The sequence below is a fragment of the Bradyrhizobium sp. AUGA SZCCT0160 genome (assembly GCF_018130105.1).
In the GTDB taxonomy this organism is placed as follows: domain Bacteria; phylum Pseudomonadota; class Alphaproteobacteria; order Rhizobiales; family Xanthobacteraceae; genus Bradyrhizobium.
The window spans coordinates 1-21,117 of sequence record NZ_JAFCMD010000002.1 but is presented as its reverse complement, the minus strand read 5'-3'; the positions used below and the strand labels follow the sequence as shown (position 1 = coordinate 21,117).

Below are 21,117 nucleotides of genomic sequence, written 5' to 3'. Positions count from 1 at the left end.
CCCTAACGAACAATACTGATACGCGCCTGCAGGCGCCGGACGCCAAACGAGGCGACGCAGGAAATCGTGAAATAGACCACCGCCGCGAACAGGTACATCTCGACCAGCCGGCCGTCGCGCTGCGCAACCTTGCTCGCAGCGCCGAGGAAATCCGGCATCGACAGCACGTAGACCAGCGAAGTGTCCTGGAACAGCACGATGGTCTGGGTCAGCAGCACCGGCAACATGTTGCGGAACGCCTGCGGCAGCACGACGTAGCGCATGGTCTGGGCGTAGGTCATGCCGAGCGCATTGGCTGCGGCAGGCTGGCCCTTGGAGATCGACTGGATGCCGGCGCGCATGATCTCGGAAAAATACGCCGCCTCGAACATGATGAAGGTGACGAGCGCGGAGGTGAAGGCGCCGACGCTGATCGGACGCGACGCGCCGGTCAGCCATTGCCCGAGATAGGGCACCAGAAAATAGAACCAGAAGATCACCAGCACCAGCGGCAGCGACCGCATGAAGTCGACGTAAAGCCCGGCGATCCGGCCGAGCACCTTGAAACCGGACAGCCGCATCAGCGCGATCAGCGTACCGAAGATGATCCCGCCGAGCGCAGAGAGCGCGGTCAGGGTCAGCGTAAACGCCATGCCGTCGAGAAACAGGTAGCCGAGCGAACGGCGGATGACGTCGAAATCGAAACTGGCGAACATGCGCTATTTCCCCGTGATGTAGCCGGGGATCGCCAGGCTGCGTTCGAGGAAGCGCATGCCGGTGACGACGACGATGTTGATCAAGAGATACATCACGGTCGCGGCGGTGAAAGCCTCGAACACCTGGAACGAGAATTCCTGCATCGATCGCGCCTGGCCGGTCAGCTCGATCAGGCCGATGGTGATCGCGACCGCCGTGTTCTTGATGGTGTTGAGGAACTCCGAGGTCAGCGGCGGCATGATGATTCGAAATGCAATCGGCAGCAATACGTAGCGATAACCTTGAAACGTCGTCAGCCCGAGCGCAGTCGCGGCCTGTTTTTGTCCGCGCGGCAGCGAGGCGATGCCGGCGGCCAGTTGCACGGCGACGCGCGCCGACATGAACAGGCCGACCCCGATCGCCGCGGTATAGAACGGCGCGTTAGGCATCTGCTTCAGCCACAGCCCCCAGCTCCGCGGCAGCAGTTCCGGCAGCACGAAGAACCAGAGGAAAAGCTGCACCAGAAGCGGCATGTTGCGGAAGAATTCGACCCAGGCGAAGCCGATCCAGTAGGCGGTCTTCGATGGCAGCGTCCGCAACACGCCGACGATCGAGCCGAATATCAGCGCGATGATCCAGGCGAAGATCCCGGTCTGGATGGTCAGCCACAGCCCCGACAGCAGCATATCGAAATAGGTGCCGGTCCCGCCCGGGGCCGGCTCGAAGAAGATGCTCCAGTTCCAATTGTAATTCACGAAGGCCTACCGTCCGCTACGTCGCCGAAACGTGCCCATGCAATGGTTGGGCCATTGCATGGGCAGAAGCACCTGTTTGCTTATTTGTAGGCGTCCGGATCCGGCGAATCCGACGGCTTGGCGTACTGGTTCTTCAGCTCCGCGCTCATCGGCGAGTTCAGGTTCAGGCCCTTCGGCGGGATCTTCTGGGTGAACCACTTGTCGTAGATCTTCTGGCCCTCGCCGCCCTTATAGAGCGCTGATGTGGCGGCATCGACCACCTTCTTGAAGGCCGGGTCGTCCTTGCGCAGCATGATGCCGTAGGGCTCCGGCTTGGAGAACGCGTCCTTGGAGATCACATAGTCATCCGGCGCTTTCGAGCCGGCAACCAGGCTCGCCAGCAGGATGTCGTCCATCACGAACGCCACCGCGCGGTCGGTCTCGACCATCAGGAAGGCTTCGGCGTGGTCCTTGGCCGGAATGATGTTGGCGCCGAGCTTCTTTTCCGCATTGGCTTCGGTCAGCTGCTTGATGTTGGTGGTGCCCGATGTCGAAACCACCGCCTTGCCCTTCAGATCGTCGATCGAGTTGATCTTGCTCGACTTCTTCGAGACGTAGCGGCTCGCGGTCAGGAAGTGGGTATTGGTGTAGGCGATCTGCTTCTGGCGCTCGGCGTTGTTGGTGGTCGAGCCGCATTCCAGATCGATGGTGCCGTTGGCCAGCAGCGGAATCCGGGTCGACGACGTCACCGGATTGAGCTTGACCTCGAGCTTGTCGAGCTTGAGCTCCTTCTTCACGGCATCGACGATCTTGTAGCAGATGTCCATGGCGTAGCCGACCGGCTTCTGGCTGTCATCGAGATAGGAGAAGGGAATCGACGAATCCCGGAAGCCGAGCGTGATGGCCCCGGTATCCTTGATGTTCTTCAACGTTCCGGTGAGTTCCTGCGCCATCGCCGGCGTGGCGCACAACGCGCCGGCCAGCAGACAGCCGATAATATGACGGTGTTTCACGTAACTTCTCCCTCTATTGGTTTGAAATTCATCATCCACTCGATCTCGACGACCTGGAAGGTGATTTGGCCGACGATCTCGAGGCGGTCCTTTCCTGATTGCCCCCATCGTGTCCGGCACTATACCTGCATAACTCGGACCAAAACAGATTTAGCGACCGCTGGCTATTCGTCCTATCTCTAAAGGCGACCATTGACAAAGGCAGCGCCCATTTGTCACCGCCGACCGCCGTCAGCCCCTTGCGGCCGGAGGCTGCCACCGTGCTCTCGCAAAGCCAGGCGACGCCGCGGCCGGCGAGCGCCATTTCGCACAGCACGTCCGACATGTCGCTTTCGATCACCCGGGTGCCGGAAACCGGGGCATTTTCCAGGATGAGATCGACCAGGCGCGCAAAATACACGCCCGGCGAGTACATCAGAAGCGGCACCGGATGCGTCGGCCGGCCGGGCAGCGAGGCACTCCCCTTCGTCACCAGCGCCTGGCTGGCATAGGGCCGCAGGAATTCGGTGCCGAGGATCGCACGTTCATAGCGGTCCGGATCGAGATGGATCGGCTGCTGGGCGTGGTGGTAGCAGATCATCAGGTCGACATTGTTCGAGACCAGCGAGGTGACGAGGTCGTGGATATTGCCGACCACGACCGAGCAGCTCAGGCGCCGCTCCTGCGACCAGAGCTGCCACCAATGCGGCAGGCGGGAAGTCGCCATCGCAAACGGCAACGCGATCCTGATATGTTCGTGACGCCGAACCGGCTTGCCGCCAAGCTCCACCCGCGCGTCCAGCATCTGCCGCAGCAGCTCGCCGGCATGTTCGCGAAAGCGCTCGCCCTGCGGCGTCAATTGGGTCGGATAGACGCTGCGGTCGATCAGGTCGAAGCCGAGCCAGGCCTCCAGCGATTTGATCCGGCGGCTGAACGCGGCCTGCGAGGTATTTCGTCGCTCGGCCGCCCGCGTAAAGTTGCCGGTCTCGGCCACCATCAGAAAATCCTGCAGCCAGCGCAGCTCCATCACGCACCTTGCCTGGACGCGTGGCGCCGCCGCGCCGGCCTGCGGCGCCTCTCCAGGCGGCGCAAGGCAGCGAACAGCGTCGGGTGCTCGTTGCCGGTCAAGAATGTGATCCCCCATGCGCGGAACCTAGCCAATCGGCATGCGCCTTGACCAATGCAAGCTTTGCATCGCGGCGCCCGGCCGTCGCCGAAAGGTCCATCCCGATCAGTCGGCGCCCTGTCATAACCCGGCCCGCAACCCGCCCAAAACCGCCACCCATCGCTAGCGTGCTACGCCGCGGCCGATGATGCAAGTTTTGCATTATGCGACCTTCGCATCAGTGGCGGCGAGTGAACGCCCTAGTCTGGCGGTGCCCACACCATCCAGTTCGTCCCCGGTCAAGTTACGTTTCGATCGGGCGGCCGTTTCAAAAAGAGACATCGAAATGAAAATTTGCGTACTCGGCGCCGGCGTCATCGGCCTCACCACAGCATGGCGCCTCGCCGAAGCCGGACATGATGTCACCGTCGTCGACCGCAACGTTTCCACCGGAGCAGACGCCAGCGCTGCGAATGGCGGCCAGCTCAGCTACGCCTTCGTGGCGCCGCTGGCCTCGCCGGCGCTGCTGATGAAGCTTCCATCGCTATTGATGTCGAAGGGTTCGCCCATTCGCATTCGGCCCGGCCTGGACCCTGCTTTGGTGGCATGGGGCGCGCGTTTCCTGCTGGCCTGCCGCTCGAACGCCGTGCAAGAGACCATTGGCGCCCAACTTGCGCTCGCCGCCTTGAGCCGGAGCGAGTTGGCGCAGCTGTCCGAGGCCCTTGGGCTCGCGTTCGGATTGAGGACCGCGGGCAAGCTCGTCGTATTCCGGACAGGCAAGGAATTCGACACGGCGCGAGGCGCAATCGCCAGGATGGGCACGAGTGATGATCAGCAACAGGTCCTGACACCTGCCGAGTGCCTGGCGCTGGAGCCTGGGCTCAAACTCGACGTGCGCGATCTCGCGGGCGGGGTCTACACGGCCTCCGAGCAGGTCGGCGATTGTGCGGCATTCTGCGCCGCACTCACGGCCCGCATGAAGCAGCGCAGCAACATCGAATGGCTGCTGGGCGCGCCGGTGGTTGGGCCGGTCAGGTCCGGCGGCCGCCTCTGCGCGGTCGAGACCACGAAAGGGCGTGTGCAGGCGGACCGCTTTGTGCTGTGCATGGGCGCGGCATCGCGTGCCTTTGCGCGCGCTTGCGGATTCTATCTGCCGATCTATCCGGTCAAAGGATACAGCATCACCCTGACACCGCCTGACGGTACCCACGCGCTGCGCCACAGCGTCACCGATATGGAACGCAAGCTGGTGTTCGCGCCGCTCACGTCCGGCGAAAGGACGACGATAAGGGTCGCGGGCATCGCCGACCTCGAGAGTGATGATGCCAGGATCGATGTCGGGCGCATCGACACGCTGCGCCGCGCTTCAGCCGAGTTGCTCGGTATCAATGCTACCGGTGACGTCCAGCCCTGGTGTGGGCTGCGCCCGATGACGCCCGACAGCCGGCCGATCATCGGCTGGTCGCCGCTTGATGGCCTGTTCATCAATTCAGGCCACGGCATGCTCGGTTGGACGCTTGCCTGCGGCAGCGCGCGGCTGACGGCGGATTTGATTGATCGCAAGCGGCCGGCGATCGAAGGCGGACCCTTCGCCTTGCACCGCGCGGCTTGAAGCGGCAACGGCTGCTAGCCGGTGACTTTAGCCGACGCGACGATCTGGGCCAGCACCGGCGCAATGTAGCGACGAAACTGTTCGGGATTCTCGCTCATCGGAAAATGGCCGAGCTGCTCCATGATGGTGACATGGGCACCCCTGATCGCCGCCGCCGTGCGCTTGGTGTCTTCCGGCGTGCAGGAGAAGTCATATTCGCCGGTGAGCAGAAACAGCGGGCAGACATCAGTGTCGATGTTCTCGACCCGGCCGCGCAGATCGCCGTCGACCCGATAAAAATAGAGATCGCCCTTGAAGACGCCGGGTCCGCCCTGCTTGTACCCCCACAGCGTCTCGGTCCGCGCCGCTTGCGGGCCCTGCGGCGCAATCAGACCCGACACCAGCGCCGCGCAGACTTCGCCGCCATGGACGTCGGGGCGGTTGAGCCATGTGGTATCGTACCACGGCGCCTGGAAATCAGCCGCTTCCAGGCCAATCAACGCCCGGAATTCGGCGGCGTGATCGATCGCCAGATTGAGCACGATGCGGCCGCCGATCGAGCAGCCCATCACCACCGGCTTGTCGAGCTTCAGCGCCTTGCAGAAGGCGCGGATGGTTTCGGTGTAGCGCGCCGTGGTGAGCTGATATTCGTCGCCGTTCCAGCTGGCCGGCGGATTGGATTTGCCGTGCCAGGGCATGTCGAACGCGATGATCCGAAAATGCTTCGCGAACTCCGCGTCGGCCAGCAGATGCCGCCATTGCCGCGCATCGGAACCCGCGGTGTGCAGGCACACCAGCGGAATGCCGGTGCCGTTTTCCTCGAAATAGATGCGATGCATTTCGGCGCCGATGTCGACATGGACATAGCGGCCGATCATCGGCTCGACATAGCCGCTCATGATGCCGCTACCGCGAAATGCTGCCGCGGTAACGCCAGCACATCCTTGAAATATTGCAGATGCGTCATGAAGGGATGCAGATCGCCCTCGATAGCGGCCTCGCCGCGCTTGGTCAGGGCGAGCAGATCATGCCAGCCCGGCCGCGGCGCGGGCTGCCAGTACGCCGCCCAGGCGGCCGGCGAAGCGCGATAGGCAAACCGCCAGGAGCGCATCAGCACCGGCGCCGATGTCAAATCGACGATACGGCCGGCACGGATCGAGGCGTGAAGAGGATGGCCGGTCGGTCCGAGCAGACACTCGCAGTCGAGAAACCGGCCGCGAACGATCAGCTCCGGCGCCTGTTCGAGCAGCGCGGGGATTGTCGCGAATGCTTTGAGGACCGCATTGTCGGTCGCGTTCGAAGCTGAACTCATGCGCTCCAGGGGGTTTTCGGCAATAACGGCATCGGGAGAACGGAACCCTGCCGTCATATCGTGATATGATGGCCCGAACGTTCCATGGTCGCAAGGTTGGCGGCACGGCGTTGACGCCGTGCAACCATGCTTGCCGCACACGTGCGACCCGGTAAATTCCGTATCTCGGGATGCCGCGGCAGACCAATTGTCGCAGATGTCAATTCCAGCCAATTGCTGAGCCGATTGCATAGGTTAGCGCGGTCAATGCGCTTTTCTTCGCCTGCGTTTTCAGAGAAGATTGAAGGCATCAAAGAGCAACAAAGCGGCCTCGCTTCCAACGGGGCCGCAAGGGAGAGTTTGAGATGTCGAGACCAAGCCGTTTGATGTTCGCTGTCGCCGCCGTCGGCATGCTGATTTCCGCCGCCGCCGGCGCGCAGGAATATCCCACCAAGCCGATCACCCTGATCGTGCCGTGGCCCGCGGGCGGATCGACCGACCTTACGATGCGCGCAATCGCCGAAAGCGCCTCCAAGATTCTCGGCCAGCCGATCGCGATCGACAACAAGGCGGGCGGCGGCGGCACCGTCGGTCCGGCCACCATGGCGGCCGGAGCCAAGCCCGATGGCTACACCATCGCGCAGCTACCGATCACCGTGTTCCGCCTGCCGCTGATGCAGGAAGTATCCTGGGATCCGTCCAAGGATTTCTCCTACATCATCCACCTCACCGGTTATACCTTCGGTGTCACCACCAATGCCGAGTCGCAGTTCAAGACCTGGAAGGACGTCGTCGACTTCGCCAAACAGAATCCCGGCAAGGTGACCTACGCGACCCCGGGCGCCGGAACCTCGCTGCATATAGGCATGGAACAGATCGCGACGCTCGCCGGCATCAAGCTGACGCAGGTGCCGTTCAAGGGCGGCGCGGAGACCAACGCCGCCGTGCTTGGCCAGCACACCATGCTGCAGGCGGATTCGACCGGATGGCGTCCGCTGGTCGACGCCGGCAAGTTGCGGCTGCTGATGGTGTGGACCTCGGCGCGCTCGCCGAATTTTCCCAACGTGCCGACGCTGAAGGAACTCGGCTATCCCATGGTCTATGACTCGCCGTTCGGCATCGCCGGACCGAAGGGCATGGACCCGAAGATCGTCGCCAAGCTGCACGACGCCTTCAAGAAGGCCCTCGAGGACCCGGCCGTGATCGCAACGCTCGCGAAATACGACATGGTGCCGAATTACAAGAATACCGAGGACTACAAGAAGTTCGTCGTCGAGGTCACCAATTCCGAACGCAAGGTGATCGACTCGCTCGGGCTGGCGAAGAAGTAGCATAGACCATCCTCGTGTCCGGACGCGGTGCGGCGCAAAGCGCTGCTCCGCAGAGCCGGGACCCACAACACAGCAAGACCGACCTCGGCTCTGCAGCGCCGTCGCCATAGCGTGTGGAAACCACACGTAAACGCGCTTATGGTGCTGCGCAGTCCGGGGAACGGCTGAGAGAACAATCCATGAGCAATAACAGCAACGTCAAATTCCGCTTCAACAATTCCGAATTGTGGGGTGGATTGATCGGGCTCGGGCTCGGCCTTTTCGTCATCCGGTCCGGGCTCAAGCTGAAACTGGGCACCATCAACGATCCCGGCTCCGGCTACGTGCTGTTCTACACCGGCATCCTGATGTGCCTGTTCGCGGCATCGATCATCATTGCGTCGCTCACCGAGGGCGGACCGACATTCGGTTCGCGCTGGGAGAATGCGCGCTGGACCAAACCGTTGATCGTCATCGCCTCCCTCACCGCATTCGCCTTCTCGCTCGATACGTTCGGCTTTCTGCTGTCGTCGATCCCGTTGATGGTGCTGCTGTTGCGGCTGATCGATCCGGTGCGCTGGTCGCTGGCGATCCCGATCGCCGTCATCGCCCCGCTCGGCATGTGGTGGATTCTGAAACGTTTGCTTTTGATCCAGCTGCCTTCGGGCATCTTCGAAATCGGTTGACCGCGACATGGACACGATCATCAACGTCGCGCACGGTTTCGGCATCGCTCTGTTGCCGGTCAACCTGGTCTATTGCTTCATCGGCGTCTTCATCGGCACGCTGGTCGGCGTGCTCCCCGGCATCGGGCCGATCTCGGCCATGTCGCTGTTGCTGCCGGTCACGCTGTCGGGAACGCCGGAATCCGGCATCATCATGATGGCCGGCATCTATTACGGCTCGATGTATGGCGGCTCGACCACGTCGATCCTGGTCAACATCCCCGGGGAAGCGGCTTCCGTCGTCACCTGCATCGACGGCCACCAGATGGCGAAACAAGGCCGCGCCGGGCCGGCGCTCGGCATCTCCGCGTTCGGCTCCTTCATCGCCGGTACCTTCGCGCTGATCGCCTTGATGCTGGTGGCGCCGTCCCTGGCCAGCGTCGCGATCGCGTTCGGGCCGGCTGACTATTTCAGCCTGATGGCGCTGGGCCTCGTGGTGCTGACCTTCCTCACGCAGGGATCGATGGCGAAGGCGCTGCTGATGGCCTGCATCGGCATCGTGCTTGGCCTGATCGGGCTGGACAGCATCACGGCGCAGCCGCGCCTGACCTTCGGCCGGATTGAATTGATCGACGGCATCGGCCTCGTCCCCGTGGTGATGGGCCTGTTCGGCGTCGCCGAGGTGCTGCTCAATACCGAGCACATCATCAAGCGCGACATCATCAACGCCAAGATCACGCAGCTGTTTCCGAGCAAGGAAGACTGGAAGGCCAGCACCGGGCCGGTCGCACGCGGAACCGTTCTTGGATTCTTCCTCGGCATCCTGCCGGGCGGCGGCGCCGTGATCTCGTCATTCGCGTCCTACGCGCTGGAGAAGCGGCTGTCGAAAACGCCGGAGCGTTTTGGCAATGGCGCGATCGAAGGCGTGGCGGGACCCGAAGCCGCCAACAACGCCGCGGCCGGCGGCGCCTTCATTCCGCTGATGACGCTGGGCATCCCGCCAAACGTGGTGATGGCGCTATTGTTGGGGGCGTTCGTGATTCACGGCCTGCAGCCCGGACCGCTGCTGATCACGCAGAACCCGGGTCTGTTCTGGGGCATCGTCGCCAGCATGTATATCGGCAATTTGATGCTGCTGGTGCTCAATCTGCCGCTGATCGGGATGTGGGTTCAGCTGCTGAAGCTGCCGTACAACATCCTGTTTCCGCTGATCGTCCTGTTCACGATCATCGGCGTCTATTGCTCCAGCAACAACGTGTTCGACGTCTACGTCATGATCGCGTTCGGCGTGATCGGCTATTTCATGCGCAAGCTCGGCTACGAGCCGGCACCGCTGGTGCTGGCCTTCGTGCTCGGACCGATGCTGGAGAACAACCTGCGCAAATCGTTGATCCTTTCCCAGGGCGACCTGATGACCTTCGTGACACGGCCGATCTCGGCTACCTGCCTGGCGCTCGCGGTAGTGCTGCTGGTCGGACCGCTGTTGCCCTCGCTGCGCAAGAAGCGCGAGCTGGTCGCGCTCGATGAAGGGGTTTGATCCCTAGCTCGGCTTGATCACCTTCAGCGCACCCGGTTTCACCGGCTGCGCCATTGCCCGTGTCAGGATCAGCGCTTCCTTCTTCAGCATCTCCGCAAGCTCGGTTTCGCGCCGCCTGATCCGGTCGCTGGAGGCGCCGACGCTCAGCGCGGCAATCACCTGCCCGGCATCGTCGCGGATCGGGACGCCGACCCCGCCCATGCCGGGAAGGGCAACGTCGATCTGCACGGTATGGCCATGCTTGCGGGCAGCTATGATCCGCTCGCGCAGATATTTCGACGTGATGCGCGGCGATTTCGCCAGCCGCGGCATGATGACTTCGATGATGGCGTCGATCTCGGCGTCCGGCAGCCACACCATCAGCGCAAGGCTGCCGGCGCCGACGCCGAGCGGCCGGCGGCTGCCGATCTGCAGGTAATTGGGCTGCAAAGGATGGCTGCCGACGGAACGCGCCAGATACAGCGCCTCGACGCCGCTGCGCACCGACAACAGCGCGGTATCGGCGGATCGCTCCGAAAGCCGCAGCAGGCTCGGCTGCGCCAGTTCGGCGATGTCGACGGTGCGGCGCGCGCTGACCGCCATCACCCGCGCCTCCTGGCCGAGCTCGTAGGTTTTTGCGCCGGTCACGCGGGTGACGAAGCCCTCCTCGATCAGCGAGCCGAGGATGCGCAGCGCCGTCGCCTTGTTCAGCGAGGTGGAGTCGGCGATCTCGGTGAGCCGCAGCGGCGAGTTCTGCGCCAGCACGCGCAGGATCGCGCAGACCTTTTGGATGGCGTTGAAGTTGGCCGGCTGCCCGGCGACGGACAGCGCTGGCTTCTTCTTAGGTGACGTCGCGTTCATGCCGCCCTTCCCCGCATCGCGCTTCCCCCGATCCTAGAGAGCGCGGCGCGCGGGCGACAGAGCAATATTTCGCCTGACGATACGCAGAGCTAAATTTTTATAGCATGAAACGGCGTTTTCGCGCCGCAGCATCGTTCTTATTCCGTCACACGAACCATTAACGGCATCACGGTTTACGCGGCACCTCGCCGAGATCCCAGAACAGGCCCGCCATGATGGCCAGCGCTTCCTCGGTGACCGGCAGCAGGATGTGTTCATCCGGCGCGTGCTGCGAGCAGCCGGGATAGGAATGCGGAATCCAGATCGTCGGCAGGCCGAGCCCTTCGGCAAAGACGCCGTTGGGCAGCGAACCGCCGATATTCGGCAGGATCGCCGGCGCCTTTCCGGTGGTCTGCCGGATCGAGTTCGCCGCCCAGTTGACCCAGGGGCTGTCCAAATCGGTACGCGACGCGCCAAACCTCTGCTGCCCGCTGACATCAACCATCGCAAAGCCATTGGCGTGCAGATAGGTCCTGACAGCGTCGACCACCTTTTCGTATTCGGTGCCGACCACGAAGCGAAGCTGCAGCACGGCGCGAGCCACGCCTGGAATCGCGTTCGCCGGCTCATCGATATTGCCCGATGACATCGCCAGCACTTCCAGCGTGTTCCAGGCATAGACGCGTTCGGCGGCGGAGAGGCCATCCTCGCCCCAATTCTCGGAGACCTGCGGCTCATCCGCCATCGGCTCGACCTCGACATCGGCCAGTGCCGCGCGGATCTGGTTCGTGATGCGCGGCGGCTTCATGATGTCGAGTTTCATCCGCCCCCGGTGATCGACCAGCGCGGCGATCGCGTTGGCCAGGATGGTCGCGGGGTTGGCAAGCAGGCCGCCCCAATTGCCGGAGTGATTGCCGCCTTCACGCAGGTTGACGTCGAGATGGATGCGCACGCCGCCGCGGCAGCCGAGGAAGATGGTGGGACGATCCGCCGACAGCCGTGGGCCGTCGGATGCGAGCAACAAGTCGGCCTTGAGTTCCTGCTGCAGCGCCTCGCAGACCTCAGCCAGGTCCGGCGAGCCGATCTCCTCGCTGGTCTCGATGATGAACTTGGCATTGAAGCCGAGCTTGCCGTCGCGGGCTTCGCGGACGGCGCGCAACGCCGCCATGTTGATGCTGTGCTGCCCCTTGTTGTCGGCGGTGCCGCGGCCGTAGACGCGATCGCCCTTGGTCGTGGTTTGCCACGGATTGAGGTTGTCGCGCCATTCACCGACCATGCCACCCACAACGTCGCCATGACCGTAGGAGAGAACCGTCAACAATGACGGATCCTCGCGATAGTCCGCCAGCAGATACGGGCCCTTGCCGAGCGGCGACTCGATCAGCCGGGTCGAGAACCCGAGCTCTTCAAAGGCAGGCTGCAGTCCTTCCACCAGATAGGCGCGCAAGGGATCGCCCGGCAGCGGCTCCTGGCTCTGCGTAGGGAAACCGACCCGGCGGTTGAGCTCGGCGAGGAATTCGCCCGAATGAAACTGCTGACGGACATTTTCAATCGCGTCGGCTCTCGTCGTCATGCTGTTTCCTTTTGCGTTCGCGAACGTATCACTGGTTAGTGTAGTTAGACAACTCATCTACTGGAAGTAGTATCAGTCGGGGCGAATAAGGCCTTGCTAAGCCTCATGCAATGCAACAATTTCCGCCAGCAGCCCGGCATCCGACCGGGCGGCGTATCCGGGAATAGCCAAGGTTCCACCACCATGAAAAAACAGATCCGGCTCAACGCCTTTGCCATGAACTGCGTGGCGCATCAATCGCCCGGGCTGTGGACCCATCCGCGCGACCGTACCCTTGACTATAACCGACTGCCCTATTGGCTGGATCTCGCCAGGACGCTGGAACGCGGGCGTTTCGACGGCTTGTTTCTCGCCGACGTGCTCGGCGTCTATGACGTGTTCGGCTCCAGCCCCGACGCGGCGCTGCGCAACGGCGCGCAGACCCCCTCGAATGAACCGCTGATGCTGATTCCCGCGATGGCGGCGGTGACGAAGCATCTCGGCTTCGGCGTCACCAGCAATCTGTCGTTCGAGCCGCCCTATCCGTTCGCGCGGCGGATGTCGACGCTCGATCACCTTACCGAGGGACGGCTCGGCTGGAACGTGGTGACCGGCTATCTCGACAGCGCCGCGCGCGGCGCCGGCAAGGACAAGCAGACCGCGCACGACGACCGCTACGAGATCGCCGATGAATATATGGAGCTGGTCTACAAGCTCTGGGAAGGCAGCTGGGAGGACGCCGCCGTGCTGCGCGATCGCGCGCGCGGCGTCTTCGCGGACCCGGCGAAGGTGCACCCCATCGCGCATGAGGGCAGTCATTACCGGCTCAATGCGATTCATCTGAGCGAGCCGTCGCCGCAGCGCACGCCGGTGCTGTACCAGGCCGGCACCTCGCCGCGCGGCCGGCAGTTCGCCGCCCGGCACGCCGAATGCGTGTTCATGTCGGGCCCGTCGGCCAAGATCATCGGTCCGCGCGTCGCGGCGATCCGTGACCTGGCACGCGAGATCGGGCGCAACCCGGCCGAGATCCTGATGTTCAGCATGATGACGATCATCCTCGGGCGCACCGAGGCGGAGGCGAAGGCGAAATACGCCGACTATCGCAAGCACATCAATCCCGAGGGCGCGCTGGCGCTGATGTCGGGCTGGACCGGCGTCGATTTCTCCGGCTACGACCTCGACCAGCAGGTCCGCCACGTCCAGAACGACGCCGGCCGCACCGCGCTCGACAACGTCACCCGCGCCGATCCGGATCGGGTCTGGACCGTGCGCGAAGTCATCGAACATGTCGGCATCGGCGGCGCCGGGCCCGTCGTGGTCGGCACGCCCGAGAAGGTCGCCGACGATATCGAGGCCTGGTTCGAGCAGACCGACGTCGACGGCCTCAACGTCGCCTTCGCGACCTCGCCCGGCGATTTCGAGGACATCGCCGACATGCTGGTGCCCGAACTGACCCGTCGCGGGCGATACAAGAGCGCGTATGCCGAGGGCACGCTGCGCGAGAAGCTGTTCGGCAAGGGCCGCGCGCGGCTGACGGCGCAGCATCCGGCGAGCCAGTATCGGCCGGGTGCGCGGGTGAAGGCGGCGGAATGACAACGCTGCTACTTCCGTCATCCCCGCGCAACGGCTTCGCCGTTGTCGCTGGAGGTGCGAACCCTGCGGTGCACTTGCACCGCTGGGCGAGCCTCGAGGGATGAATCGGCCACAGCCGGGCCGTCGTGCTTCGAGGCGCGCAAGAGCGCGCACCTCAGCATGACGGGGATAGTTTGCATTACCTCTCAATTCACCGAATTGCTCACCACCACCTCGATCAGCTTGGTGCCGGGCCGACCAATAGCTGACGACAGCACCGACTTCAGTTGCCCTGGATCGGTGACACGCATAGCTTCGAGCCCGAGTGATTTGGCGACGCCGGTGAAATCGACCGGCGGATCGACGAAGTCCATGCCGACATAATGATCGTCGCCGTGGAAGGCGAGCAGACGCTGCTTGATGATGCGATAGCCGCCATTGTTGACGATCACGAAGGTCAGCGGCAGCTTGTGGTTCGCGGCGGTCCACAGCGACTGGATCGAATACATCGAGCTGCCGTCGCCGGAATAGCACACCACCGGGCGCTCGGGATTGGCAAGGCTGACGCCGACGGAAGCCGGCAGGCCCCAGCCGATGCCGCCCGAGGCCAGCGCGTGATAGCCGTAGCGGTCGCGGTGCGGCCGCAATGCCAGGATCTGCCGCGACGACGTCAATCCTTCATCGACCAGGATCGCATTGTCGGGCATCGCCTCGACCACTTGCAGCGCCAGCCAGTCCGGATCGATCGGCGATTTGGTGCTGGCCTTCGATATCTGCTCGATCAGCGGTTTGCGCTTTGCGGTCCAGTTCTTTGAGGCCAGCGCGGCCACGCCCTGCTTGGCGCGCGTTTCGAGCGCGCCGCCGCCGGCCGCCTTCAGCGCCGGCACCAACGCGCGCAGGGTTTCCTTCACGTCGGCCTTGAGCGCGATCTCGGCGCCGTAATTCTTGGCGAGATCCCAGTCGACCAGACCGATCTGCACGATGCCGAGCCCGTCGGGCAGCGGATCGACTTCGCTGTAGACCGACATCCGCAACGGATCGGCGCCGAGCACGATCATCAGATCGTAAGGCGACAGCACTTCGCGAACCTGCTTCTGCAGGCGCGACAGCGCGCCCATGAAGCACGGACTTTCCGACAGGAAGTGCGCGCCGTAGGGCGTCGAACATTGATAGGCCGGCGCGCCGATCGCTTCCGCGAACTGCGCGGCTTCCTTCAACGCGTCGCTCTTGACGATCTCGTCGCCGGTAATGATCACCGGCCGCTCCGCTTTGAGGATGCGCGCGACCAACGCCCCGAGCGCTTCGTCCGATGGTTTGACGCGGGTATCGACGCGGGTGGAGCGGCCGAGCTCGATGCCGGCTTCGGCGTTGAGGATGTCGCCCGGCAGCGAGATGAACACCGGCCCGGTCGGCGGCGTGGTTGCGATCTTGGCGGCGCGGCGCACGATCCGCGGCAGATCCTCCAGCCGCGTCACCTCGACGGCCCATTTCACCAGCGGCTCCGCCATCTGCACCAGCGGGCCATACAGCACCGGCTCCATCAGCCCGTGGCCCTGCTCCTGCTGGCCCGCAGTCAGGATCATCGGCGTGCCGGTGAAGGCCGCGTTGAACAGCGAGCCCATCGCATTGCCGAGCCCGGGCGCGACGTGGACGTTGCAGGCGACGAGCTTGCCCGAGGCGCGGCTGTAACCGTCGGCGATCGCGACCACCAGGCTCTCCTGCATCGCCATCACATAGGTGAGGTCAGGACGATCCTTCAGGGCGTGCATGATCGGCAGTTCGGTGGTGCCGGGGTTGCCGAACAGATGCGTGACGCCCTCGTCCTTCAGCAGCGCGAGAAAGGCCGAGCGCCCGGTAATGCGATTTTTCATACTTCCTCCTGCCCGAGGTTCGTTGACCTCTCGGGATCAGGCCATCATGACGATCGGCAATGGTGAGATCAAATGGAGCGCGGTCATGGCTGCCCTGCGTGATCAGGCATGAAGCTGGTTATGGCTAGAACATCCCCTCGCGATCACTGCGCTTCTTCTTTTTCGAGCGCTGCCAGACCACGCCGGGATAACCTTTCAGCGGCACCAGCGGTTCGCCGGTATAAGCCCATTCCTGCAGCTCCTCGATCGCGATGTGGTAGAGCGGCTGGCGGCCGGTGCGGCCGGTGAACAGCGCGCGCGGAATGTTGACCATGTGCGGCGAACGCGGGCGCTCGTAGGCGATCGGCGTGCCGCAGCTGCTGCAGAAGCTGCGCGCGGTCTTGGTCGCGTTGTCTTCATAGCGCGTGATGGAGGTCTTGCCCTTGGTGATGCGGAAGCGCTTGCGCCAGCTTCCGACATAGGTCGCGTAGGCCGCGCCGTGGGCGCGGCGGCTCGACGGCGTATGATCGTGCCAGGCCCAGCGCGCCGGCACGTCGATTTCGAAGCAGACTTTGCCGCAGAGGCATTGGCCGGCGGCGGGTTTTCCCACCGCCACCGGTTTTGCCTTTTTCTTTTCGGTTTCTTCGAGCTCGGGAAACATGCTCGGTCCTCACGTTTCGTCATTGCGAGCAAAGCGAAGCAATCCATTCTTTCGTTACGTTGTGAGATGGATTGCTTCGCTTCGCTCGCAATGACGGTGGAGTGCTATGCCTGCGCCAACTCGTCGTGTGCGGGGTAGTCGGTGTAGCCGGCGACGTCGCCGCCATAGAAGGTCGCGCGGTTATAGGGCGTCAGCGGGAAGCCGCGTTGCAGGCGGCGCGGCAGGTCCGGATTGGAGATGAAGATCCGTCCGAACGCGATCGCATCGGCATGGCCGGCCGCGATCGCGGCGTCAGCGGTCTCGCCGGTGAAGCCGCCGGCCGTGATCAGCACGCCTTTCCAAATGGGGCGGAACAGCACCATCGCCGACGGCACGTTCTGATGGTTGACCTCGGCGCGGCCGGCGCCGCTGGAGCGCGGTTCGATGAAATGCAGATAGGCAAGCCCGAACGGATTGAGCGATTGCACGACATGGCTATAGAGCGGCATCGGGTCCGGCTCGCCGCTGCCATTGGCGATACCGTACGGCGACAGCCGCAGGCCGACGCGGCTCGCGCCCCAGACCTCGACCACGGCCTCTGTCACTTCCATCAGAAAGCGCGTGCGGTTTACGATGGAGCCGCCATATTGATCGGTGCGCAGATTGGTGTGCGACTGCAGGAACTGCTCGATCAGATAGCCGTTGGCACCGTGGATCTCGACGCCGTCGAAGCCGGCGGCAAGCGCATTCTTCGCCGCCTGCCGGTAGGCATCGACCACGCCAGGGATTTCGGATGTCTCGAGCGCGCGCGGCGTCTCGTAGGTCACGGCTTTGCCGTCGGCCGTCCCGGTCTTCAGATCGGGCGGGATTGCAACCGCCGAGGGTGCCACCGGCAGCACGCCGCCGGGCTGGAACGAGGAATGCGAAACGCGGCCGACATGCCAGAGCTGCAGGAAGATCACGCCGCCCTTGGCGTGAACGGCATCGACGACCTTTCGCCAACCCGCGATCTGCTGCTCGTTATAAATTCCGGGGACGCCGGGGCTGCCAAAACCCGTCGCCATGACCGGCGAGGCTTCGGCAATCAGCAATCCGCCCGGCGTCGCGCGCTGGGCGTAATATTCCGCGTTCAGCGGCCGCGGCGCGAGGCTGGGCTTTTCCGCCCGCATCCGCGTCAGCGGCGCCAGCGCGAGACGATGTTTGAGCTGGTAGGGACCGATCTGCAGCGGAGAAAACAATGATGGATGATTCATGCCGGTGGGGAACTCCAAAGTATCCGTATTCATACGAGTATGTAACCGGTTCCGCTTGCCCGTAAAAGACTGGAGCAGCTTTTGTTTTGAAAGCGAAGCGGGCGCCCGCTCGAACCGATGTAGTGAGCAAGTATTTTCATGCCGAAATCGAGTGCCAAATCGCTTCCTTCGCTCAGCGTTCGCATCGATCTGGATGCGAACGCCCGGATCGGGCCGGGCAAGATCCAGCTGTTGGAGAACATCCAGACCTGCGGCTCGATTTCGGCTGCCGGCCGCGCGATGGAGATGTCGTACAAGCGGGCATGGGATCTGGTCGACGAGATCAACCGCATCTGCCGGCAGGCCGCCGTCGAGCGGCAGACCGGCGGCAAGAACGGCGGCGGCGCGGTGCTGACGTCGTTCGGCATCTCGCTGGTCAAGCGCTACCGCAAGATCGAACGCAACGCCGCGAGCGCGGCGCGCAAGGAGTTGCAGGCGCTGCGCAGCGAGATCGGCCGGAAGAAGCGGGCGGGGTGACGACCGATTTTTAGTAGTCGTCGTCCCGGCGAACGCCGGGACCCATACGCCGCAGCGGTAATTATTGAGCACAATGGGAGACGGCTTCTTTCAACAACAGATGACCGGGGTTATGGGTCCCGGCTCAAGGCCGGGACGACGTAAACCCTACCCCGTCTTGATCCAGACCGCCTTGACGTTGAGATACTCCTCCAGGTGCTGCTTGCCTGACTCGCGGCCGTAGCCGCTCATCTTGTAGCCGCCGAACGGCACTGCCGGGTCCATCGCCTGGTAGCAATTGACCCAGACCGAGCCGGCGCGCAGCGATTTTGCCACCTGATGCGCCTTGCTGACATTGGTGGTCCAGACGCCGCTGCCCAATCCGAACGTGGTGGCGTTGGCGCGTGCGATTAGTTCGTCGGTGTCCTTGAACGAGATCGCCGAGATCACCGGGCCGAAGATTTCCTCCTGCGCGATCCGCATATTGTCCTGCACGTTGGCGAACACCGTCGGCGCCACGAAATAGCCCTTCGACAGCGCGCCTTCGGTCAGCGGCGTACCGCCGGTCAGCGCCTTGGCACCCTCCTGCTGGCCGATCGAGAGATAGCCGGAAACGCGCTTCATCTGCTCCGCCGACACCAAGGGTCCGATCTGGGTGTTGGGATCGAGGCCGTTGCCGACCTGCAGCTTCTTGCCGAATTCGGCGACGCGGCCGACGAAGTCGTCATAGATCTTGTGTTCGACGAACAGGCGCGTCCCCGCGCTGCAGATCTGGCCGGAATTGGCGAACACCGCCATCGCCGCGCCCGGCACCGCCGCATCGAGGTCGGCGTCGGCGAACACGATGTCCGGCGATTTGCCGCCGAGCTCCAGCGACACGCGCTTGAGGTTGCCGGCGGAGGCCCTGACGATGGCTTGCCCGGTGACATGCGAGCCGGTGAAGGCGACCTTGTCGACGCCGGAATGCGAGGACAGTGCCGCGCCCGCGGTCTCGCCGTAACCAGGCACCACGTTGACGACGCCGGGCGGGATGCCGGCCTCCATGCAGAGCTCGGCCAGCCGCAGCGAGGTCAGCGGCGATTCCTCGGCCGGCTTCAGGATCACGGTGCAGCCGGTCGCGATCGCCGGACCGATCTTCCAGACGCTGGCGCTGAGCGGGCCGTTCCAGGGAATGATCGCGCCGACGACGCCGACCGGCTCCTTCAGCGTGTAGGAGAAGATGTCGCCGGGCAGCGAGTTCTCGATCGTCTCGCCATGCAGCGCGGTGGCCTGGCCCGCATAATACCTGAGCATACCGAGCACGCGCAGCCGGTTGCCGCGGGTGCGGCTGATCGGCGCGCCCATGTCGAGCGTATCGAGCTGCGACAGCTCCTCGAAATTCTTCTCGACGAGATCGGCGAGCTTCAACAGCAGGTTCTGCCGCTCGAACGGCTTGACCTTGCTCCACGGACCCTCGAAGGCCCGCCGGGCTGCCGCCACCGCACGGTTGATGTCCTCGGCGTCGCCCTCGGCTACCGTGGCGAGCAGTTCGCCGGTCGCCGGGTTATGGGTCTCGAACTTCTTGCCGGAGGCCGCATCGACCCATTGGCCGTCGATCAGCATCTTCTTGTAGGAACCATCCGCATAGGGGTGGCGCGTGATCGGAATTGCCTGTGATACAGCCATGTATTTACTCCCTTGGATCGATAGCCGTTCTTGTGATGAAGATCGTTATATATGGATAACTATAGCGTTGGGCTCCGAACCGTAAAGCGGAACGAGCCTCCGGAAGCGGGACGGGAAATGAAGACCTGCCATGCCGGTTCGTACGTGCCGATATTGTCCTGATGAAGATTTGCGCTGATAAGTAGTGTAACCCGATTTGTGTCCGGAGGAAGTCTGCATGCCCCACCCTGCCATGTCCACCAATCATGTCGCCGTGATCACCGGAGGCGCGTCCGGCATCGGGCTGGCGGCCGCGATGCGGTTCGCCGGCCTCGGCATGAAAGTCTGCATTGCCGATATCGGCGCCGCGCGGCTGGCGGAGGCTGCCACAAAACTGTCGTCTGTCGCCAAGGGCGGCGACGCCGATGTGATGACCGCCGAGGTGGATGTCAGCCGGTTTGAGGACGTCGCCAGGCTCGAAGCTGCGGTGCAGAAGCGGTTCGGCGGCACCGACATCCTGATGAACAATGCCGGCATCGGCCCCGACAGCAACAGCTTTGGGCCGCTGGAGAACTGGCAGCGCATTCTGAACGTCAACCTCTGGGGCATCATCCACGGCACCCAGGTTTTCGCGCCGCACATGATCGAACGCGGACGGCCCGGGCTCATCATCAATACCGGCTCCAAGCAAGGCATTACGACGCCGCCCGGCAATCCCGCTTACAATGTCTCCAAAGCCGGCGTGAAAGCGCTGACCGAGGCGCTGCAGCATGAGCTGCGCAACACCGAAGGGTGCCAGATCAGCGCGCACCTGATGATCCCCGGTCACGTCTTCACAGCCCTCACCTCCCGCGGCCGCACCGAGAAACCTGATGGTGCCTGGACGCCGGAGCAGACCGTCGACTTCATGATTGAACGCATCGATGCCGGCGATTTCTATATCCTGTGCCCCGACAATGACGTGCCGCGGCAACTCGACGAACGGCGCATGCTGTGGGCCGCCGGTGATATCGTCGAAAACCGCCCGGCGCTGTCGCGCTGGCACAAGGATTACGCGGAGGCGTTTGCGCGGTTTGTGAAGGGGAAGTGATAAGACTCGGTGTCGTCCCGGCCTTGAGCCGGGACCCATACCGCGTGATGCTCATTGTTGCAGAAGGTCGCTAACGCCAGTGCTCTCATCGATGGGCCGCGGCGTATGGGTCCCGGCTCAAGGCCGGGACGACGGCGGTGTTTGTATCTGCACCGTCATCCAAACGCAGTTTCGCATTCTCGCGACGCATTGCGCCCGAGCTATGCCAGACACTTCCCGCCCTCCAATGAGAGGGCGCAGGGAAGACCGGGTGCGCGCTGCACCCGCGGTCCCGTGTGCGGTTAGCACAAGAAATGCTGCAC

General features: G+C 63.6%; 19 protein-coding genes. 7 read left to right on the top strand and 12 right to left on the bottom strand.

What is annotated here, in order from left to right; genetic code table 11:
* Positions 1-2: 2 nt before the first annotated feature.
* The 4 genes from JQ558_RS03675 to JQ558_RS03660 all read right to left on the bottom strand — a co-directional run bounded on the left by JQ558_RS03675 (position 3) and on the right by JQ558_RS03660 (position 3,545).
* Positions 3-695: an amino acid ABC transporter permease gene (locus tag JQ558_RS03675; RefSeq protein WP_212209551.1), complete on the bottom strand. Its 693-nt coding sequence runs from the start codon at positions 693-695 to the stop codon at positions 3-5.
* A gap of 3 nt (positions 696-698) precedes the next feature.
* Positions 699-1,430: an amino acid ABC transporter permease gene (locus JQ558_RS03670; RefSeq protein ID WP_212209550.1), complete on the bottom strand. Its 732-nt coding sequence runs from the start codon at positions 1,428-1,430 to the stop codon at positions 699-701.
* A gap of 80 nt (positions 1,431-1,510) precedes the next feature.
* Positions 1,511-2,362 (bottom strand): amino acid ABC transporter substrate-binding protein, encoded by an 852-nt coding sequence (locus JQ558_RS03665; protein ID WP_212209662.1) that lies wholly within the window; start codon positions 2,360-2,362, stop codon positions 1,511-1,513.
* A 91-nt stretch (positions 2,363-2,453) separates the two neighbouring features.
* Entirely contained in the window at positions 2,454-3,545 is a 1,092-nt protein-coding gene (locus JQ558_RS03660; RefSeq protein ID WP_249142330.1) for a LysR family transcriptional regulator, read from the bottom strand.
* A gap of 307 nt (positions 3,546-3,852) precedes the next feature.
* Here JQ558_RS03660 and JQ558_RS03655 point away from each other — a divergent pair, with 307 nt between their 5' ends.
* On the top strand, positions 3,853-5,118 hold the full coding sequence (locus JQ558_RS03655; protein ID WP_212292916.1) for a D-amino acid dehydrogenase: 1,266 nt from the start codon (positions 3,853-3,855) through the stop codon (positions 5,116-5,118).
* Between the two features lie 14 nt (positions 5,119-5,132).
* On the opposite strand, the gene JQ558_RS03650 is transcribed toward JQ558_RS03655, so the two are convergent.
* On the bottom strand, positions 5,133-5,996 hold the full coding sequence (locus JQ558_RS03650) for an alpha/beta fold hydrolase (protein ID WP_212292915.1): 864 nt from the start codon (positions 5,994-5,996) through the stop codon (positions 5,133-5,135).
* Positions 5,993-6,409, bottom strand: coding sequence for a hypothetical protein (locus tag JQ558_RS03645; protein WP_212209547.1), 417 nt, complete (start codon positions 6,407-6,409; stop codon positions 5,993-5,995). The genes JQ558_RS03650 and JQ558_RS03645 overlap by 4 nt, the downstream gene beginning before the upstream one ends.
* 344 nt (positions 6,410-6,753) lie before the next feature.
* Between JQ558_RS03645 and JQ558_RS03640 the strand changes: the two genes are divergently transcribed.
* The 3 genes from JQ558_RS03640 (at position 6,754) to JQ558_RS03630 (ending at position 9,900) form a co-directional block, all read left to right on the top strand.
* Complete coding sequence (locus JQ558_RS03640; RefSeq protein WP_212209546.1) at positions 6,754-7,719, top strand: tripartite tricarboxylate transporter substrate binding protein; 966 nt, start codon at positions 6,754-6,756, stop codon at positions 7,717-7,719.
* A 179-nt stretch (positions 7,720-7,898) separates the two neighbouring features.
* The gene (locus JQ558_RS03635) at positions 7,899-8,384 is read left to right on the top strand and encodes a tripartite tricarboxylate transporter TctB family protein (RefSeq protein ID WP_212292914.1); all 486 of its coding nucleotides are present in this window, start codon (positions 7,899-7,901) and stop codon (positions 8,382-8,384) included.
* A gap of 7 nt (positions 8,385-8,391) precedes the next feature.
* Complete coding sequence (locus JQ558_RS03630; RefSeq protein WP_212292913.1) at positions 8,392-9,900, top strand: tripartite tricarboxylate transporter permease; 1,509 nt, start codon at positions 8,392-8,394, stop codon at positions 9,898-9,900.
* 3 nt (positions 9,901-9,903) lie between these two features.
* On the opposite strand, the gene JQ558_RS03625 is transcribed toward JQ558_RS03630, so the two are convergent.
* Both JQ558_RS03625 and JQ558_RS03620 read right to left on the bottom strand, forming a co-directional pair.
* Positions 9,904-10,740, bottom strand: a complete 837-nt coding sequence (locus JQ558_RS03625) for an IclR family transcriptional regulator (RefSeq protein ID WP_212292912.1) — start codon at positions 10,738-10,740, stop codon at positions 9,904-9,906.
* A 166-nt stretch (positions 10,741-10,906) separates the two neighbouring features.
* A complete protein-coding gene (locus JQ558_RS03620; RefSeq protein ID WP_212292911.1) occupies positions 10,907-12,292 on the bottom strand; it encodes a M20 family metallopeptidase in 1,386 nt (461 codons plus the stop codon).
* Between the two features lie 183 nt (positions 12,293-12,475).
* On the opposite strand from JQ558_RS03620, the gene JQ558_RS03615 reads away from it, so the two are divergent.
* On the top strand, positions 12,476-13,864 hold the full coding sequence (locus JQ558_RS03615) for an LLM class flavin-dependent oxidoreductase (RefSeq protein WP_212292910.1): 1,389 nt from the start codon (positions 12,476-12,478) through the stop codon (positions 13,862-13,864).
* 185 nt (positions 13,865-14,049) lie between these two features.
* Here the strand turns inward: JQ558_RS03615 and JQ558_RS03610 are convergent, their stop codons facing one another.
* The 3 genes from JQ558_RS03610 to JQ558_RS03600 form a co-directional block, all read right to left on the bottom strand.
* Positions 14,050-15,714 carry a thiamine pyrophosphate-binding protein gene (locus JQ558_RS03610; protein ID WP_212292909.1) on the bottom strand — a complete coding sequence of 555 codons (1,665 nt, stop codon included), beginning with the start codon at positions 15,712-15,714 and terminating at the stop codon, positions 14,050-14,052.
* Positions 15,715-15,838: 124 nt separating this feature from the next.
* On the bottom strand, positions 15,839-16,354 hold the full coding sequence (locus tag JQ558_RS03605; protein WP_212292908.1) for a GFA family protein: 516 nt from the start codon (positions 16,352-16,354) through the stop codon (positions 15,839-15,841).
* 104 nt (positions 16,355-16,458) lie between these two features.
* On the bottom strand, positions 16,459-17,586 hold the full coding sequence (locus JQ558_RS03600; protein ID WP_212292907.1) for an alkene reductase: 1,128 nt from the start codon (positions 17,584-17,586) through the stop codon (positions 16,459-16,461).
* 138 nt (positions 17,587-17,724) lie between these two features.
* On the opposite strand from JQ558_RS03600, the gene JQ558_RS03595 reads away from it, so the two are divergent.
* Entirely contained in the window at positions 17,725-18,102 is a 378-nt protein-coding gene (locus JQ558_RS03595) for a winged helix-turn-helix domain-containing protein (protein ID WP_212209537.1), read from the top strand.
* Between the two features lie 147 nt (positions 18,103-18,249).
* Here JQ558_RS03595 and JQ558_RS03590 read toward each other — a convergent pair whose 3' ends face one another.
* The gene (locus JQ558_RS03590) at positions 18,250-19,746 is read right to left on the bottom strand and encodes an aldehyde dehydrogenase family protein (RefSeq protein WP_212292906.1); all 1,497 of its coding nucleotides are present in this window, start codon (positions 19,744-19,746) and stop codon (positions 18,250-18,252) included.
* A 217-nt stretch (positions 19,747-19,963) separates the two neighbouring features.
* On the opposite strand from JQ558_RS03590, the gene JQ558_RS03585 reads away from it, so the two are divergent.
* Entirely contained in the window at positions 19,964-20,815 is an 852-nt protein-coding gene (locus JQ558_RS03585) for an SDR family oxidoreductase (RefSeq protein ID WP_212275738.1), read from the top strand.
* Positions 20,816-21,117: the final 302 nt, after the last annotated feature.